At 63.4% G+C, this 18,136-nt stretch carries 16 protein-coding genes; 3 read left to right on the top strand and 13 right to left on the bottom strand.

The window, feature by feature from the left end; all coding sequences use genetic code 11:
- Positions 1-4 precede the first annotated feature (4 nt).
- On the top strand, positions 5-1,159 hold the full coding sequence (locus KQH60_RS00595) for a class I SAM-dependent methyltransferase (RefSeq protein WP_237574592.1): 1,155 nt from the start codon (positions 5-7) through the stop codon (positions 1,157-1,159).
- Between the two features lie 8 nt (positions 1,160-1,167).
- Here the strand turns inward: KQH60_RS00595 and metE are convergent, their stop codons facing one another.
- On the bottom strand, positions 1,168-3,447 hold the full coding sequence (metE, locus tag KQH60_RS00590) for a 5-methyltetrahydropteroyltriglutamate--homocysteine S-methyltransferase (RefSeq protein ID WP_237574591.1): 2,280 nt from the start codon (positions 3,445-3,447) through the stop codon (positions 1,168-1,170).
- Between the two features lie 105 nt (positions 3,448-3,552).
- Here metE and KQH60_RS00585 point away from each other — a divergent pair, with 105 nt between their 5' ends.
- A complete protein-coding gene (locus KQH60_RS00585; protein WP_237574590.1) occupies positions 3,553-4,452 on the top strand; it encodes a LysR family transcriptional regulator in 900 nt (299 codons plus the stop codon).
- On the opposite strand, the gene KQH60_RS00580 is transcribed toward KQH60_RS00585, so the two are convergent.
- The 10 genes from KQH60_RS00580 to KQH60_RS00535 all read right to left on the bottom strand — a co-directional run bounded on the left by KQH60_RS00580 (position 4,429) and on the right by KQH60_RS00535 (position 14,031).
- Positions 4,429-4,722: a DUF296 domain-containing protein gene (locus KQH60_RS00580; RefSeq protein ID WP_237574588.1), complete on the bottom strand. Its 294-nt coding sequence runs from the start codon at positions 4,720-4,722 to the stop codon at positions 4,429-4,431. The genes KQH60_RS00585 and KQH60_RS00580 overlap by 24 nt on opposite strands.
- A 12-nt stretch (positions 4,723-4,734) precedes the next feature.
- Positions 4,735-5,058, bottom strand: coding sequence for a hypothetical protein (locus KQH60_RS00575; protein ID WP_237574587.1), 324 nt, complete (start codon positions 5,056-5,058; stop codon positions 4,735-4,737).
- Between the two features lie 29 nt (positions 5,059-5,087).
- Complete coding sequence (locus KQH60_RS00570; RefSeq protein WP_237574586.1) at positions 5,088-6,245, bottom strand: iron-containing alcohol dehydrogenase; 1,158 nt, start codon at positions 6,243-6,245, stop codon at positions 5,088-5,090.
- Positions 6,242-6,550, bottom strand: a complete 309-nt coding sequence (locus tag KQH60_RS00565) for a putative quinol monooxygenase (RefSeq protein ID WP_237574584.1) — start codon at positions 6,548-6,550, stop codon at positions 6,242-6,244. Before KQH60_RS00565 ends, KQH60_RS00570 begins: the two co-directional genes overlap by 4 nt.
- A 33-nt stretch (positions 6,551-6,583) precedes the next feature.
- Entirely contained in the window at positions 6,584-7,159 is a 576-nt protein-coding gene (locus KQH60_RS00560) for a glycerol-3-phosphate responsive antiterminator (protein ID WP_237574583.1), read from the bottom strand.
- A gap of 9 nt (positions 7,160-7,168) precedes the next feature.
- The gene (locus KQH60_RS00555; RefSeq protein ID WP_237574582.1) at positions 7,169-8,728 is read right to left on the bottom strand and encodes an FAD-binding oxidoreductase; all 1,560 of its coding nucleotides are present in this window, start codon (positions 8,726-8,728) and stop codon (positions 7,169-7,171) included.
- Positions 8,725-10,404 (bottom strand): glycerol-3-phosphate dehydrogenase/oxidase, encoded by a 1,680-nt coding sequence (locus KQH60_RS00550; protein WP_237574685.1) that lies wholly within the window; start codon positions 10,402-10,404, stop codon positions 8,725-8,727. The genes KQH60_RS00555 and KQH60_RS00550 overlap by 4 nt, the downstream gene beginning before the upstream one ends.
- Positions 10,405-10,422: 18 nt before the next feature.
- A complete protein-coding gene (locus KQH60_RS00545) occupies positions 10,423-11,970 on the bottom strand; it encodes an FGGY family carbohydrate kinase (protein WP_237574581.1) in 1,548 nt (515 codons plus the stop codon).
- Positions 11,967-13,430 carry an MFS transporter gene (locus KQH60_RS00540; RefSeq protein WP_237574579.1) on the bottom strand — a complete coding sequence of 488 codons (1,464 nt, stop codon included), beginning with the start codon at positions 13,428-13,430 and terminating at the stop codon, positions 11,967-11,969. The genes KQH60_RS00545 and KQH60_RS00540 overlap by 4 nt, the downstream gene beginning before the upstream one ends.
- Before the next feature lie 148 nt (positions 13,431-13,578).
- The gene (locus KQH60_RS00535; RefSeq protein WP_237574578.1) at positions 13,579-14,031 is read right to left on the bottom strand and encodes a hypothetical protein; all 453 of its coding nucleotides are present in this window, start codon (positions 14,029-14,031) and stop codon (positions 13,579-13,581) included.
- A gap of 706 nt (positions 14,032-14,737) precedes the next feature.
- Here KQH60_RS00535 and KQH60_RS00530 point away from each other — a divergent pair.
- On the top strand, positions 14,738-15,613 hold the full coding sequence (locus KQH60_RS00530; protein ID WP_255778898.1) for a helix-turn-helix domain-containing protein: 876 nt from the start codon (positions 14,738-14,740) through the stop codon (positions 15,611-15,613).
- Here KQH60_RS00530 and KQH60_RS00525 read toward each other — a convergent pair.
- Both KQH60_RS00525 and KQH60_RS00520 read right to left on the bottom strand, forming a co-directional pair.
- The gene (locus KQH60_RS00525; protein WP_237574576.1) at positions 15,610-16,389 is read right to left on the bottom strand and encodes an SDR family oxidoreductase; all 780 of its coding nucleotides are present in this window, start codon (positions 16,387-16,389) and stop codon (positions 15,610-15,612) included. The genes KQH60_RS00530 and KQH60_RS00525 overlap by 4 nt on opposite strands.
- Positions 16,386-18,098 carry an ATP-binding protein gene (locus tag KQH60_RS00520; RefSeq protein ID WP_237574575.1) on the bottom strand — a complete coding sequence of 571 codons (1,713 nt, stop codon included), beginning with the start codon at positions 18,096-18,098 and terminating at the stop codon, positions 16,386-16,388. The genes KQH60_RS00525 and KQH60_RS00520 overlap by 4 nt, the downstream gene beginning before the upstream one ends.
- Between the last annotated feature and the right edge of the window lie 38 nt (positions 18,099-18,136).

Here is an 18,136-nt window from a genome sequence, read left to right as displayed (position 1 = left end):
CGCGATGAGCGAATCCGAAGGCCCGATACTGAGTTGGACCGAGGGCGATCAGACCCGCCACGCGCGCTGGCGCTCGCATGCCGGGCTGCCGCCGCCGCGGCGCGTGGTGCCGGCCGACGATACGGTCAGCGCTGATCACGCCTATCGGCTGGCATGCGAGGGCGTCGCGATCCTGTGGCAGGGCGACTTCAATAACGCACGGCAGTTGTTGCAGGCCATCGCGCGGCGTATTGAGCGCCGGCGGCCCAAGCACGGTGCGACGCCACAGGAAACGTTTAACCTGCATCGGCTGGCGCAATCGCAGCGGGCCCGCACGCTGGCGATGCTGCTGGTGCCGCTTGATGCGCATTACCGAATACCGCTGCGCCGTGCTCCGGACCTGAGTGGTGCGTGCGCGCACGCATACGGTCCGCCACCCGGCGACGACGCGGCAAGCGTTGTTTCGCTGCGCGAGCTGCTGGGGATGGTGGGTGCGTTTGAGTGGCATCGCAAGGGTGTGGTCATCGACGCGCTTGGCGGTGAGCGGATTCATCCGCACTATGGCGTGTTCTCGCCCGTACGCGGCGAATATCTGGACCTGATAGCGCAGGCGCCGTTGCCGAAGGGTGCCGATGCACTCGCTTTCGACATCGGCACCGGCACCGGTGTAATCGCCGCATTGCTGGCCCGGCGCGGTGTGCGGCGCGTGATCGCGACGGACGTCGATTCGCGCGCGCTGGACTGCGCGCGCGAGAATGTGGCTCGGCTAGGGCTGTCTGCGCAAGTGGAAGTCGTGCTGGCGGATCTTTTTCCGTTATCGCGCCGCGCGCCGCTGGTGGTCTGCAACCCGCCGTGGGTGCCGGCGCGCCCGAGCACATCGATCGAGCATGCCGTGTTCGATCCGGACAGCCGCATGTTACGAGGGTTCCTTACCGGCCTGCCGGCGCATTTAGCACCCGGCGGCGAGGGTTGGCTAATCATGTCGGACCTGGCCGAGCATCTTGGCTTGCGTTCGCGCGAAGCGTTCCTCGCGATGATCGACGCGGTCGGCTTGCAGGTGCTCGACCGCGCCGATATCCGGCCGCGTCATCCCAAAGCGTCGGACGCCGCGGACCCGTTGCATGCGGCGCGGGCCCGCGAGGTGACGTCGCTGTGGCGCCTCGCGGTTCGAGGCCGCTGAGCGCGTCGCTATGCGGTGCCGCGCAACGTATGCGCGGCGGCCACCATATTGCGCAGCGCCGGGATGACTTCTGTCCATGCGCGCGTCTTCAACCCACAGTCCGGATTGACCCATAGGCGCTTAGCTGGGATGCGCTCGGCCGCCTTGCGCATCAACTGGACGATGTGCTCCTGCGTCGGGATGTTCGGTGAATGGATGTCGTACACGCCCGGTCCGATCTCATTCGGATAGTTGAAGTGATCGAACGCATCGAGCAGTTCCATATCTGAGCGCGAGGTTTCGATTGTGATGACATCTGCATCCATCTCCGCAATCGACGTGATGATGTCGTTGAACTCCGAATAGCACATGTGCGTGTGGATCTGCGTGTCATCGCGCACGCCGTTGGCCGCAATGCGGAACGCGCCGACCGCCCACTGCAGGTACTCATGCCATTGTGACTTGCGCAGCGGCAAACCTTCGCGCAAGGCCGCCTCGTCGATTTGAATCACGCGTACGCCCGCGCGTTCCAGATCGAGCACCTCTTCGCGGATCGCCAGCGCAAGCTGCTGGCACGACACGGCGCGCGGCTGGTCGTCGCGCACAAACGACCAGTTTAGGATCGTCACGGGCCCGGTCAACATACCTTTCATCGGCTTGTGAGTCAGCGATTGCGCATATTGGATCCATTCGACCGTCATCGGCTTCGGCCGGCGGATGTCACCGAACATGATCGGCGGTTTCACGCACCGCGAGCCATACGACTGCACCCAGCCGAACTGGCTGAACGCATAGCCTTCGAGCTGCTCGCCGAAATACTCGACCATGTCGTTGCGCTCGGCCTCGCCATGCACGAGCACGTCGAGCCCCAGCGCCTCCTGTTCGCGCACGCTGCGCGCGATCTGCTCGCGCATGGCTGCATGGTAGCCCGCCTCGTCCAATTCGCCGCGGCGGAAATGGCTGCGCGCCTGGCGGATTTCCTCGGTTTGCGGAAACGAGCCGATTGTCGTGGTCGGATACGGCGGCAGTTGCAACTGCTCGTGTTGCTTGCGCGCGCGCTCCGGATAGGGGCTGGTGCGGCGTTCCATGTCAGCGTCGATGCGCGCAAGCGCCGCCTTGACGGCCGGATTATGCACGCGCGCCGATACCTTGCGCGCCGCGATAGCGGCCTGATTGTCCCGCAGTTCAGCCTCCACGGCCTGCCTGCCGTTGTTCAGTGCTGTAGCCAGCACGTTCAGTTCGTCCAGTTTTTGCAGCGCGAATGCAAGCCATGAACGGAGCTCGGCGTCGAGCTCGCGCTCACTGGCCAGGTCCACCGGCACGTGCAGCAGTGAGCACGACGGCGCGAGCCAGAGCCGCTGACCGAGTTGCCGGTGGATCGGCTCGAGCCAATCGAGCTTGGCGACGAGATCGGTTTTCCAGATATTGCGGCCGTTGACGACACCGAGCGACAGCACGCGCTCGGCCGGCAGCGCCGCGATGACGTCGCGGACTTCATCGCGCGCATTGAGCGTGTCCACGTGTAGGCCTTGCACTGGCAATCGGCAGGCAAGCGGCAGGTTCTCCTGCAATTGCCCGAAATAGGTGGCCAACAGCAGCTTAACGCGATCGGTGTGCAGCGTGTCGTAGGCGTGCACGAACGCTTGCTGCCACTGCGGATCGAGCTCGGTGACGAGGATCGGTTCGTCAATCTGCACCCATTCGGCACCGCACGCGGCAAGCTCAGCCAACAATTGCGCATAGACCGGTAGCAGTCGCGGCAGCAGCGCGAGTTTGTCCGAGTCGTCCTTAGCCTTGCCGAGCCACAGGTACGTCAGCGGCCCGATGATCACCGGCTTGGCTTTCACGCCAAGGCGGCGCGCCTGTTCGAGCTCGTCGATCAGTCGCGACGCGTCGAGTGAAAAGGTCGTGGATGCGCTCAACTCCGGCACGATGTAGTGGTAGTTGGTATCGAACCACTTGGTCATCTCGCCGGCCTGCACGCCGCAGCTGCATGCTCCGTCCGTGGCCGAACGCCCGCGCGCAATCCGGAAGTAGTTGTCCAGCGAGTCGCCGTCCAGGTCGCGTACCCGCTCCGGCAGGTTGCCGAGCGTGAAGCTCATGTCGAGCACCTGGTCATAGAACGCGAAATCGCCTACCGGCGACCAGTCCAGTTTTGCCTGGTTGGCCCAGTGCTGCTGACGCAGTTGAGCGCCCGCTGTCTTCAGTTCATCCAGCGAGGACTGTCCTTTCCAGTAAGACTCGAGGGCGAATTTCAATTCCCGCTTTGCGCCGATGCGCGGAAAGCCCAGATTGTGCGTGATGGCCATAATTCGATAGAGGGTGGGTCAAGAGTGCATCGATCATAGAGGTTGGGATCCATGAAAAAAAGTGGCATTATTTCATTGTCCTATTAATTATTTTCAAGTTTCGATATGCTCGAACGTATTCACCTCGCGATTGTGCGCGAGGTTGACCGGCGGGGTTCATTGACTGCTGCGGCCGAGGTGTTGTGCCTGACTCAGTCGGCGCTCAGCCACACGGTCAAGAAAATGGAGCAGATGTTGGGCACGGCGGTTTGGCGTCGCGAAGGCCGCAACCTGCGGCTGACGCAGGCGGGCGAATACCTGCTATCGGTCGCTAATCGCGTACTGCCGCAGCTGGAGCACGCGCAGGCGCGCCTGGCGCAGTACGCGCAGGGCGAGCGTGGCACGCTGCGCATCGGGATGGAGTGCCACCCCTGCTACCAATGGTTGCTTAAGGTGGTGTCGCCATACCTGGCACAATGGCCGGACGTCGATGTGGACGTGAAGCAGAAGTTCCAGTTTGGCGGCATTGGCGCGTTGTTTGTCTATGACATCGACATCCTGGTCACGCCTGATCCGTTGCACCGCGCGGGCCTTCGCTTCGAGCCGGTGTTCGACTACGAGCAGGTGCTGGTGGTCCAGCGCGGACACGCACTGACACGTGGCACGCACGTTGAGCCGGCGCAGTTGGCCGGCGAAGTGCTGATCACCTATCCGGTCGATATCGACCGGCTCGACGTGTATGCGCAATTCCTGATGCCGGCCGGCGTGCGGCCGAAGCGTCATAAGACGATCGAGACCACCGACATCATGGTGCAAATGGTTGCCAGCGGTCGCGGCGTTGCCGCGCTGCCGCGCTGGCTGGTGCAGGAATATGCGGACAAGATGCCGATCGAGCCGGTGCGGCTGGGACGCGACGGCATCGCCAAGCAGATCTTTGTAGGCCTGCGCGAGGCGGATGCCGACACCGACTACCTCGCCGCCTTCGTCGCGCTTGCGCGGCATTCAGCCCACTATGCGGCAGCGTAGTGTCACGGCACGGCGGGACCTTCGATGATGGAGCCCACCAGCCACTCCTGCAACGACACTTTCCACACCGGGGCCATCGACCGTGATTGCCGCGATCGCGCCACGCTGCGGCAGCAGCAGTGTGGCGCCGAGCAGGCTGCCGACCGCACTGCGCACCAGCGCCCGCTCGATCTCGTGCGCGTCGCACAGGTGTTCCAGCGACGTAACCAGGTCCTCGTTGGGCTTGACGCGCGCGACGACCAGCCGCGCTAGCCGGCCCGATTCGATCATGACATGATTTTTTCATGCGAGCGGTGTTCTCATCGGTTGCAACAGGTCGTAGGTGGTTTCTGGATCATGGGAGACGACCAATTCCACTTCGTCGAACAGGCACACCCTGACCCGCATCGGCTCATGGCCGACCACGGTCCGCTGCAGGTCCAAATGGCCGCCGTGGTGCGTGCCGTGGGCATCCATCATGCCGCCATGGCAATGCAACACACGGCTGCCATCCTGACGCCGACCAATCGTCATTGCCGCATCCACCAACGTAACGTCACCGTCACAGACGATCGGCGGGCCATACACGTACGGTGGGCCGAGTCCCCCGGACGCAAAGAAAGACATGTGGGCCGAGTCCACGAAACGTGGGCGTCCTACCAGGCCTGCTCGTAAATGGCGAGGGCGTCGGCTTCGCGGACTTCGCGAGGATTGTTCACGAGCAGGCGGGTCTGCAGCATCGCGTCGGCGGCCATTCTCGGCAACTCGTGCCGGCCGACGCCGACTTCGCGCAGCGTCCTGGGGATCCCGGTGGCGGCAATCAGCGCGTCGATGCTTGCAATCCATGCCGCTGTCCTGGCTTCGTCGCTGCCGCGTGCGTCGGGCGCGATGATCGCTGCAAGCTGCGCATACTGCTGTGCGGCCGCGTTCGCGTTGAAGCGCAGCACATGGGGTAGCACAAGTGCGTTGGACAAACCGTGCGGCACGTGGAACAGGCCGCCGATTGGATACGCGAGCGCGTGCACGGCGGCCACCGGCGCATTGGCGAACGCTTGCCCGGCCAGCATCGCGCCGAGCAGCATGGCCTCGCGCGCCGCGCGGTCCTGCCCGTTGTCGCACGCCGGCAGCAGGTGGCGGGACAATAGCTCCAGCGCCTGTAGCGCGAGCCTGTCCGACAGCGGGTTCTTCAGGCGTGCCGACGTGTATGCCTCGATCGCATGTACCATGGCGTCGATGCCGGTGGCCGCGGTCGCCGCGCGCGGCAGGCCAAGCGTGAGTTCCGCGTCTAGAATCGCGATGTCAGCGAACAGCTGCGGCGCGACCACGCCCATCTTGCGCCCCTCGCCGAGCGTGACGATCGACACCGCGGTGACTTCCGAGCCGGTGCCCGCGGTGGTCGGCATGTGTACCAGCGGCAAGCGCGTACCGCGTACGTTGCCTACGCCGTACATCTCGGCCAGCGGTTGGTGCCCGGCCACCAGGGCGGCGATCAGTTTAGCCACGTCCATTGACGAGCCGCCGCCGAGTCCGAGCACGATCTCGGCACCGACGGCCGAGGCGCGTGCGGCGGCGCCGAGCACCACCTGTTCGGGCGGATCGGCCACCACGTTATCGATGACGGTGACATGCCAACCCTGCGCAGTGAGGTCCGCCAGCGCGGGCCCGAGCAGCCCGCTGCGATGCAGGAGTGCATCGGTCACCACGCACAGCCGGCTGAGCGTGCCAAAGCGCTCGCGCAACAATGCACCGAGCCGGCGTGCCGCGCCAAACTCCATGATCACCGTGGGTACGGTCTGAAAGCGAAATGGGGTCATTGGCTTGCTCCGTGCACCATATGGCTGCTGACCTCGCGGCGTTCGAGCATCGGAATGATTTGCCCGTAACCGATCTGCTGAAAATGCGGCGTTTGCCGATGTTCGTCTAATCCCGTTGCGTCAGTGTACTGCTCGAGGATTACAAAATGGTCAGGATCGTGCGGCGAGCGGAAGAACTGGTAGTCTAGGTTTTTCGGCTCATCGCGCGTGGCGCGCGCGAGCGCGTCAAGCAGCGCCAGCACGCGTTCACTCTGCCCGGGCTTGGCGAAATAGTGGGCAATGACCTGCAAGTAAGGTGGCCTCACCGTTGGTTTCCTCCTCCACGGTCCATCGCGCGTTCAATGCGGCGTATCCAGGTTCCACCATTGACTGTCGCTAGTGGACACCGCCACTGCGCCGTGCGCCTGCGCCTGGCGCACATCGTGCTCATTGCAGACGAAGCCCGATGCGACGATCGGCGGCAGCGCCGCACGGTCTTGCTCACGCAGGTGCGGCAGCATCGGCGCCGGCATCAGCTGTACCAGATTGGGATCGCTTTGCTCGATCGCCTTGACGCTGCGCGGCCATGTCGAGCGGTCCGTCACAAAGACCTTCTGCATTGTCACTAGGCCGGCGCGGTTGGCACGCTGCACCGTCGCCACGCGCGTGGACACCAGGCTGGTGACGCCAATATCGACGAGATATTCGACGCCGCCCTTGTCCTGCGACAGCCCATCGCAGCTGTCAATATTGACGATCACGAACTTGCCGGCCCGCGTCAGCGCGGCCACGACCGCCTGCAGCTTGCGCAGCTCGACGTTGGCCACGATGCCGACTTCGGCCGCGCTGCCAATGAAGCTGTCGAGCTGCTCGGCGCCGTACAGCGTCGCGATCACGGGATGTCGGGCCAGACGCGCTCCGAGAGACTTGTCCATATCAAAATATCAGCTTGCTGGCGCGATGATGTCGTCACCCAAGCCGAGCTTACCAGGATTGAGGATGTTCTTCGGATCTAGCGCACGCTTGAGCGCGTGCAGCACGGGGAACGCGCTGCCCAGCGCGTCGCGCATGTAGGGCGCGCGCAGTAGACCCACGCCATGGTGGTGGCTCAGCGTCGCATTGTATTGGATCAGCACGGCATTGGCCGCGTCCCACGCACGACGGTACCACGCAGCGCGCTGCTCGATGCCCACTTCGCCGCGCAATGAAAAGTACAGGCATGCGCCGTCCACATAGGCATGCGACTGGTGCGCGGAGCCCGCCAACGTACCCGGCACCGATTGCAGCGCATCGACCACGTCGCGATAGATCGCGGCCAGATCGCGCCAGCACCCAGCCATCTCCAGCGTGTCGGCGACAAACCCTGGGCTGCGTTTGAAGCCCTCCGCGCTCTTGCCGGTCAAGTACCGCGTGTCGAGCCACTTCTCGAAGATCGCGTCCCCGTTCAGCCGCTGCCCTTGCGGCTCGCATACCTGCTCGCACACCACCATTCCCGCATCGACGAGCTCGCGCGCGCCCTCGTCGGCGATCAGCAGCACATTCGTGTCTGGCAGGCCGAACTGCACGCCGCTTTCGAGTGCATCGTACAGACGCAGCGCCGCCGGACGGGCGCCGCGCTGCATGATCTCGCGGCACGCGTGCAGGCCGGCGGCGAACGAGTCAAAGCCATAGGCAATTGCCCGGCCGTAGTCTGGCAGGCGGTGCAGCTTTAATCGTGCCCGTACGATGATGCCCAGCGTGCCTTCGCTGCCGATAAACAGCTGCTGCAGGTCCGGCCCGATTGCCGCGCGTGGATAGCCGCCGACGCTGATCAGCGAGCCGTCGGCCAGCACGACGTCCATGCCGTACACCATGTCCTCAACCTTGCCGTAGCGCGTGGACAACTGTCCGGCGCCTCGGCAGGCAATCCACCCTCCCACGGTGCTGATGCCGAATGACGACGGCCAGTGTCCCATCGTCAACTTGTGCTCGCGCTGCAGCGATGCCTCAAACACGTCGCCGAACATACCCGCCTCCACCTCGACGAGCTGGCTCTCGTGATCCACGCTGAGCAGCCGGTTCAGGCCACACAAGTCCAGTACGATGCCGCCCCGCACCGGCAGCGCCGCGCCGGTGACGTTGCTGCGCCCGGCCGATGCCGTCACCGGGATCGACGCCGCATGCGCAATGCGCATCACTGCCTGGACCTGCGCGACACTGGACACGCGCACGACGACGGCGTGCGGCGTGGCTGGCCGGCCGGCGGTTTCTGTGACCATCGAGGCGGCCCACCAATCACGGGTCCACGCGACCACTTGTGCCGGCTGCGTGATTACCTCGTCGGCGATTTCCCGCAGCGCGTCGCATTGTCGTTCAGAGACCTGCACCGGTGCGCGTTGCATGCCGCCGGCCGGCACGTCGTACGGCACACTGGGCAAATTCAGCGAGTACGGTGGCGGTGTGTGAGCGCCGACGACATAATTGCCGCGGTTGTAGCCGCGCTGGATGGCTTCTTTGCTGATCATCCGTTATCTCCGATGAGGACCGATTTTTCGTATTGGACGGCCGCGACGTAGTCGCGCACCTGGCTGGCGACGAGCGCGTCGGACAAGCCGAGCTCCGCCTTCAGAATCTGGCCCACGCGCGGTGCGGCGCGGGCTGACGCATCGCGCGCCATCAAGCGCGCGCGCGTGCGTCGCGACAGCACGTCGTCTACGCTGCGCGCCAACTCATGACGCGCGGCGTAGACCACTTCCGCTTCGCTGTACGGCAAGCCCTCGACGATCGGGGCGAGCAGTGACGGGCGTGCATCGATCAGGTCGCTGACAAAACGCGCCTCGGTGCCGTAGCGCTCGCCCAGATGCGCGGCCAGCCCGCCCGAGGCGACGATCGCCTGCGCATCGTAGCCAGCCGCGCCCAGCAGGTAGGCCGATTTCGTGCGGCATGGCGCGCGTTTGCCGATGACTTTCTGCGCCGCGTCGATGGTCTGCTCCGCCATGTGCCGGGAGGTCGTCAGCTTGCCGCCGACAATCGTTACCAGGCCGTCGGGCGCGACGCGGATTTCGTGGTTGCGGCGCATCTCGATCGTCTTGCCGCCGGGTGGGCCAACCAGCGGCCGGCAGCCGGCGATGCTGCCCACTACGTCGTGCGGCTGCAGGTCCGTCTTCAAAGCCGAGCGGGCGCCTTCCAGCAGGAAATCAAGTTCTTGCCGCGTGCAGTACACGTTGTCCAGGTCGCCATCGTAGTCTTCGTCGGTGGTGCCCAGATACGAGACGTTGCCCCAACGGGTGATCGTCGCACGCCGATTGCGGCCCGGCACCGGGATCGTGACGGTGCAGTCGTTGCGGATCTTCAACCACGGAATCGCCACGTGCACGCCCTTGGCCGGTCGTACCTGGAGCGCCGGTGCATCCCCTTTGCGGCGCCCGTCCCAGTCGCGCAGCCAGACGCCGGTTGCCATGATTACCACGCCGGCGCGCACGCGGATTTCGCGGCCGTCGGCATGCACGATTGCCCCGTTGACGCGTCCTTGCGCATTACGGGTAACCTCGGCCACGCGCGCATGATTGGCCACCGCCGCGCCGTGGAACGCCGCGGTGCGCGCCAGCGTCAGCGTCAGCCGCGCATCGTCCACGCGCGCATCGAAGTACATGAAGCCGCCGGTCAGGTACGCTTCGTTGAACGTTGGGCAGTGCGACAGCACTTCAGCCTTGGTCAGTTTCTGGTGCAAGATGCCTTCGCGCCAGCCGCCGGCAAGGTCATACATCCACAACAGGCTCTCAAAGGCCTTCGCCAGACGCTTGTCGAACACGCCGTCGCGCTCCATCACCGGAAACAGGAACGGCAGCCGTTGCACCAAGTGGCGCGCATTGCGGCGCAGGCGCTGCCGCTCCAGCAGCGAGTGGCGTACCAAGCTGAGATTGCCCTGTTCGATGTAGCGCAGGCCGCCATGAACCATCTTCGAGGATTTGGACGACGTCCCGGACGCAAAGTCGCTTTTCTCGACCAAAGCGACGCGATAGCCACGCAGGCTCGCGTCCAGTGCCGCATAGGCGCCGGTGACGCCGCCCCCGACGATCAACATGTCGAATGTGTCGCCGCCCAGGCGGGCGAGCTGTTCCTCGCGCACCACGTGCAGTGGCGACGTGGCCGTCATCGCAGCCCGATCCTGCGTGGGCCGTCTGGATGGCAAGAAAATCATACTGGTCAATCTCCGTACTCAACCGTGATCGAAATCGGCCGCGTGGGCGAGCTCAGATTGGATGCGCGCGTGCCATCTCGCGCGTCGCTGTTGCCGCAAGCCGATGTCGGGCGACGGCTCGAACACCGCGTCGGTGACCAGCGTGGCGCGTGCCGCGTCCAGCGAGTCCCACAACAAGCCCGAGGCGCCGGCCAAGAATGCCGCGCCGCGCAGGCTCGCGCGGTCGCTCTCGCGGATACGCCGCACCGGCAGGCCGCTCAGGTCCGCCTGGATTTGCAGCAGCACGTCGCTGCCCGACAGGCCGCCACCGACCACCAGTTCATGCACATCGATACGTGCCACCGCCTGGTTCGCCTCCATGCATGACGTCACCGAATGGCCAATGCCCTCGAGCAGGGCGAACGCGACCTCTTCCCGTGTGGTCGCAATCGAGATCCCGGACAGCGATGCGCGGGCGCACGGTTCCATCTGCGGCACACGCAACCCGGTCAATGCGGGGACGAACAGCACGCCGCGCGCCGACGACACGGTGCTGGCCAGGGCACTGATCTGCGCCGAATGGTCGAACCAGCGCAACGTGTCGCAAACCCAATTCAGCGCGGAGCCCGTCGTGGCGACAAAGTTTTCGAGCGAATAGTGTGAAACGCCGCCATGGCGGCGCGCTGTCATGGCCAGCGTTGTGCCGTATGATGGCTGGTGCTCATGCTCATCCATGAGCGTGGTGCACGGTAAGGCCGGGCCCGTCAGCAGATCGACGAAGCTGCCCGTGCCGTGCACGCACATGGATTGCCCACGGTCAAGACACCCGAGTCCGACCGCGCCGGCAAGCTGATCGCCCGCGCAGGCCAGGATCGGCACGTCGATCCCGAGTAACTCGGGCCGAGTGCGGCCGAACGCGTCCGCGTCCTCGCGCAACGCTGGCAACAGCTCGCGCGGAAAGCCCAGCGCATCGACCCAGGCGTCGAAATACCGATGCTCGCCCAGCAGATAGGCACTCGCCGAAGTCGCATTGGTGGGCGTGGTCACGCATGCGCGCTCGGTGGACAGGTGCCACAGTAGCCAGGTGTCGATCGTGCCGAACGCGAGGCGGCGTGCGTGAAACGCGTCAGCGACTGCGGGTACCGTACGCAATTGATGGGCGGCCCATAAATACGGCGAGCGCACGCCGGCGGGCCGGCCTACGCCCGCCATCAACCTGCGGTCCCATGTGGCGGCCAGGCGGTCGAGTTCGGCCGCATGACGCGTATCCTGCCAGACCATCGCGGGGACCAGTGCCCGTCCCGTGTGCGTGTCCCATAGCACGGCCGTTGCTCGCTGGGTGGCGATGGCCGCTGCGACGACACGCACACCCTGCTGTGCGGCCTGTGCCAGCGTCGCGCGGCAGACTGCGACGGTTTTGTCCAAAATCGCATTCGCATCCTGCTCGACGACCCCGGGTTGTGGGCTGTCCACGCGCAGCGGCAGATATTCGAGGAAGGATACGTGTCCATGGGCGTCGACTAGCGCAGCCCGTGTGCCAGACGTGCCTTCGTCGATCGCAAGGACGGCGTTTCGATGCGCGTTCATGGCTGGGTCTTCTCGATGGTGGGGGGCATGAGCGCCGGCTTGGACGACGAGGCGTCCTTGAACTGGGGTGCGTCCGGCTCGTTATCCGGGGTGATCGTTGTGCGCGTGGGGTCCCAGCGAATCGCACAGCAGATCGCACTGGCGGCAAGCGGCACGACGGCCAGGATCAGGAAGGTCTGCTCCAGGCCGTAGCGTTCCAGGAACAGTGGGAAGACGAGCAGTCCCAGCGCGGCACCGATCGAGCCGAGTGCGCCGACCACGCCGTTGGCGCTGGCGCGCAGTTCGCCGCGGAACGACAGCGACGACAGACTCTTGCCATTCGCCCCCGGCCCGCCGGCATGAAACAGAATGAACAACGACGGAATGACTACGCACGCCCACAGTGGCATCCGGGCATGGAACAGGCCCAGTATTAGCAACATCGCGAAGACCGCTGCAAATCCCATGGCCGATGCACGCCGCAAGCCCAGCCGGCGCGCGATCAGCGGCGAGGTGAAGCCGCCCGCAATACCAAACACGTTGAATACCAGTGCGCCGAGCGTCGCGTACACAAAATCCTTGCCGAACAGCGTCGCGCTAATCAGCGGCAAATACCAACCGATGGCGAAGTACTCGATCGATTGTCCGATCTGCACGGTGGCCGCCAGGACCGTGCGCGGCAGGTACACGCCGCGAAAGATCAACAGCACGTTGGCCAGCCCGCGCGTTGCTGGGTTGAGCAGCGGCACGCGCTCACGCAGCGGCGCAGCGACGAATGGACGACCATAGATTTGCGCCATCGCACGGGCCGCGTCGTCCAGTCTATCCCTGCGGGCGAGCCAAATCGGGCTTTCGACCAGAAATGCAAACTGCATGAGCACAATGGCGACACCGAATACGGCAGTGGCCGCCACCGAGTAGCGCCAGATCGAATCCCCGACGTTCCATGAGTGGAACAGCAACGCCAGCAACAAGTTCGTGCATACCGCCGTGTACCACATGCCTTGCCACGCGTTCAGGCGGCTTTTCAAGTGGGCTGGCGTGAACTCGGCCAGCATCGCCATGGCGATCGCGAAATCGAGGCCGTACGCCATGCCGACGAAGAAGCGCCCCAGCAGGATCACTTCGAAGCGCGGCGCGCACACTACCAGCACCGCGCCGAGCACTGACAGCAGCTTCGCGATGATGAGGGGGCGGAGCCGGCCCCAGCGGTCCGCCATCCAACCGCCAACTGGATTGAACGCAATCGCCACCCATGATGCGAACGACGTCATCAGCGCCACCTGGGCCGCCGTCAAATGGAGGTCGCGCGTCATCGGCCCGAGGCCCGCGCTCAGCGCTGAATTCGCGAATGCGTCGAGAAACAACCCACCGAGCGATAGCCACCAAATGAGGCCGGCTCTGCCCGCGATGCCGGGCCGTGAGTCGAGGAACGATAGGATGTCTTCAATGCCACGAATCTTGATCGCGATTGCTTGCACCGCCGGCCTCCATTCTCATGATTCTGTAAGAGGCCTGAACAGACAACGCGATCGATGCGCGCAAGAGACCATCTTACAGATAGTCTCTTATCTCGATCTGTGCGCCCACTTTACGGCGAGTGTGGGCGGCGTGTCAAGCGCGGATGAGTTAGCCGGGTCCCGCGCCCATCGATTGACGATAGCGCCGCAAGACGTCGATGTCGTGGCCCGTCAACGCGCGTGGCTCGTCCTGGATGGCCTGGCAGTAGGCCATCACTTGCGCATCGTGCCGCATCCCCTCCAGCAGCAGCGTGGCAGCCGGTTCGTCATCCCTGCCCAGCGTCTGATAGCGATTGCTGCGCATCGCGCGCAAAATGGCCCAGAGCACGGCCAGATGGCCGATCAACAACGCCGCGGCGATTTTCCAATGGCCGCCGCGGCCCGCGTCGATATCCTGCAGCGCGCGGTGGATAATCATCATGCACAGCAATACAATGGCCGCCGACGCGCCGATGTGTAACCATTTGGCCACCTCGAATGCAACGGCACGATGGCTGAGTTCGTCACGCGTCAATGGCCGTTCCAAAGTGGCGCTCGCGCGTGTACCTGACTCAAAGCTCATGCCACCACCTCCGATGCCGCTGTATCCTGCCTTCGGAATCTGTGGCACCCGACCCGCAAAGGCGGGACCAGCCCATTCGTGTCCCGCTGTACTGTCGCCTGCTGTCCAGGCCTGCCTGCACTACGCTCGTTCATTGTCAGCGTTGTTGCCTCCACGTTAAGGGAAACGGCCACGTGGCTTTTGCCTTCACATTGGCCAGCATGATCGAACCGTACAGATAGGGTTGCGTTCCATCGGGAGCGGTTCGATGTCGTAGACGCGCCTCGTGGTTGAGATGAACCCGGCGGCGCAACGCGTCGATTACTGCCGTGCAACAAATTGCATGGCCTTTTGCGTTATCAATCGTTTGAACTGCATGGGATTCGTCAATTGAGGGCAACAGACTGAGCAGTCCGTTCAGGCGTATGTCTTACCGTTGCAATATCGGCTCATCGAGTCTGTAGCGAGCAACGCTGAATTGAGGCGGGCACAAACCATTCGATCCATCGTGTTGGACTGAACCTATGCACCCTGTCGGATTGATTGCGTTCATGGCGGATACTCTTTACCTCGAGCAATGACAAATCAAATCGTTGTACGGAATGCAAGTATTAGCGGCTAAACATCGTGTGTCAAGCAATATATTACTGAATTTCTTAAAATGACATTGCATGTCATGCGCGTTTTCTCATAAAGTTGGGGCCGAGCAGAACGATCCGGACATTACATGTTTTCAAGCGAAGACAAGGTTTCAGAAGAGTCGCTGGCGATTGCTATGCGAATTCATGATTTGCTGAACCGACACGGTGTAGGCAAACGCCAACACGCGGCGGAGATTCAGCGCATCCTCGGGCTGAGTTATTCCCAGGCTCACCGGAAAATGAAGGGTGCCAATCCGTGGACCATTACGCAGGTCAAGACTGTGGCGCAAGCGTATGGTGAATCTGCCGCGATGTTGCTCGATGGGCTCGACTCGGGCGAGCCGGTTGGCGCACTGGCTGCAAAGATGCAAGAAGCGGTGTTTTATGTCGGTGATGCTGTTTATCGTTGCCTAGCCGAGATCGGAGAGCGGGCTCATGACGTGTCGGGGCTGGAGTTCGTTGCGCTCAAGGACAGCAATCGATGGAAGGTGTTTCCGGTCGAGGCGGCGCCGGGCGGTGACTATTTCGTGGTCGAGCAGATCCTGATACGCCCTCGTGGCGCGCCCGAGGTGAGCCCGGTCATTGCGATACTCGACGACGATCCGTTATTGACCGCGGAGATGTGCTCGTATTTCCATTCTCGAGGCTATATTGCGCGGCCGTACAATACGGAGGCCACGTTCCGCGCGGCGCTTGGCGAAAATGTGTTCGACGGATTCATTGTTGACTGGCTCCTAGAGAGCGGCACGGCCGAACAGATTATCCAGTCGATCCGTCAGTCGCGTCGCGGCGACGCGCCCATTTTGCTGCTCACGGGCAAGCTCGTGACAGGCGAGGCGAACGAGGATGAGGTGGCGCGCGTGATCCAGCAATACGACGTGAAACCCTTTGAAAAGCCCGCGCGCCTGAACTGGGTGGCGGTGGAGTTGGCGCGGCGGCTCAAGGCGGGGGTGTCTGGCTAGTCCCGTGGGGCGCGATGCAGATAGATGACGTCCTGCTGCACGGGTATCAGGTTCTGGCCGCTATCGATGACGAAATCGGTGCCGTTGTAGGCCGGGGAAGCCAGTAGCAGGACCGCCGCAGCGACATCGGCTGGGCCTGCCACCCTACCCAGCAAGTTGGACTGGTGGGCCGCGTACTGGAAGTCCGCATCGGTTTGGCTGTCGCTGGGCAACATCAGTCCGGGAAAAACGGCGTTAATGCGTAAGACCGGCGCGGCCGAGATCGCAAGCATTTGCGTCAGGTTGCCCAGCGCTGTCTTTCCGACCGTATAAGTGAAGTGGTCGCGGTGGAAGTTGCCTTTCACCTTCTGGTCCACGACATTGATCACTGCGCCAGTCGCACCTGCGGCCCTTGCGCAGTCGTGAAAAGCCCGCGTCAGCAGGATCGGAGCCCTGCAGTTCACCGCCCATGCCTGATCCAGCGCTTGCACGGAGAAGTCGACGAAATCGTCTTGCCAGAAAACCGCCGCGTTGTTGACCAGCAGGTCCAACCGGCCGAAGTGCACGAAGACATCCTGGATGAGCTGGTCGATCTGCTCGGCGTCCCGCAGGTCACCGCTGAAGGCAAGTGCGTCATATCCGGCATGCTGTAGCGCCCATGCGGCCGTTTGCGCCTCATCGCGCGATGTGTGCGCGTGTACGGCCACGCGATATCCATGCTTCGCGAGATGCTCCAGGATCTCCCGGCCGGCCCGCTTGGCCGAACCGGTCACCAGTGCTACCTTATCGACGCTCATGAAGACGCTCCATCCAGCAGGTTTCCGAAGGCGGCGCGCAGCGCGTCAATCCGGACCGGTCTCATCAAAAGTTCGTCGAACATGGCCAATTGCGTTTCACTGAGTAGTTCCGGCGCCGATGCGCTCACGCCAATCAGTTTCGAATGAGGCGCGCCGGTTTTCCGGATCCATCGCGCCAACGAAGCGCCGTCTTCCCCCGGCATTTGCAGGTCAATGAGCGCGACATCCACTTCCCGCTGGCTGAGCATGACTCTGGCGTCCCACGCCGAGTCCACGGCGGTAACGGCCAGGCCCAAGCTGTGCATGAGCGCGACCAGCGCATCGCGCATCTGGGGCTGATCGTCCACCACCAGTGCCTGTTTGCCGTACAGCGGCGTGTCGGGCAGCGCGCTTCGGCTGTCGCTGTCGGGTTGCCCGCGACGTATCAACGAGTCGGTCGATTCGCGAAACGTGACTTCGAACGTTGAGCCAATACCGAGCGTGGACGTCACGGTGATATGGCCGCCGAGCAGTCGCACCAGCCCGTCGACAATGGCCAGACCCATGCCGATGCCCGTGTGGCTTCGTGTGTTGCCGTCGTCAAGCTGCACGAACGGCTCGAACAACTTTTCCTTGGCCTGCTCCGGGATGCCGATACCGTGGTCGGTCACCGCGATTCGCGTGACACATTCCGATGCAGCAATGTGCTGCGTCGCACGGATCAGCACGTCGCCTTGGATCGAATACTTGATTGCGTTGTCGACCAGATTGAGCAGGATCTGCCGTATCCGTTGCTGATCGGAGTGAATCAACCATACGATGCCGCGCGTGTCGATTCGCACAGACAGCCGCTTGGGCGCAGCCATCGGCCGCATCTGTGTGGCGACCTGCTGCACGATATCGATCAGATCCACCGGCGCAATGCGCAACTTGAGCTTGCCCGCGTCAAGCCTTGCATAATCGGCCAGGTCTCGCAGTTGCGCGTCGATCTGTTCGGCCGCCTGCTCCATTCGCAACACAGCGCGCATACTCCTTGTCGACAGCTCGGCGTCGGCGAGACTCGAAAGACCGGCTGATATCGTTTGTAACGGCGTGCGGATCTCATGCCCGATCGCTCCCAGGAACGCACTCTTGGCTTTCAATGACGCATTGGCTGCCGCCGTCGCGCTTTGCTCGGCAATTCTCCAAGTCCGTTCCCGCCGGGCGGCACGCATGCCACGATACGTGGTGATGGTCAGCGCGATCAATAGCGAACTCGTCAACGAAGCTGCACCGATACTGCTTGCCCACAGCACCCGGCGCTTGTGTCGGAAGTCCTCCAGCGCGATGTCGCGACGTTTGTTTTCTGCTTCGCCGATGCCTTGCGCAAATTGAAGTGTCGACTCGTCCAGCGCGTGCAGATGGTCGGCGATGACGCGCGCCGTCGACCTGTCGCCCGGCTGCAGATCGACGATGAGCGGATCGATCGTTTGCAGGCAATGTTGGATTGCCGTGACAGCCTGCACGTAGTCCGGCACGCTCAGCTGTACCTGGGTGGTATCCGACGGCTTTGAAATAAGCGAGAACTTTGACACCAGGATCTCATAGGAACGCTGAATCTCGTCCAGATCTTGACTGTCGCCGTTCGCGTACCGCAAAAGCAGGTTTTCCAGGCGATCTGCGTTGAACTTGAACTGAGCGGGTGCCCAGTAGTAGTTTTCCTGCGGACCGGCCAGCTTGTACACGGCCATGGGTTCCGTGCTGGTCCACTGAAGTGCCGTATAGCCCC

It is taken from the genome of Mycetohabitans sp. B8 (assembly GCF_021991875.1).
Classification (GTDB): domain Bacteria; phylum Pseudomonadota; class Gammaproteobacteria; order Burkholderiales; family Burkholderiaceae; genus Mycetohabitans.
This window is presented reverse-complemented; position numbering and strand designations above follow the sequence as displayed.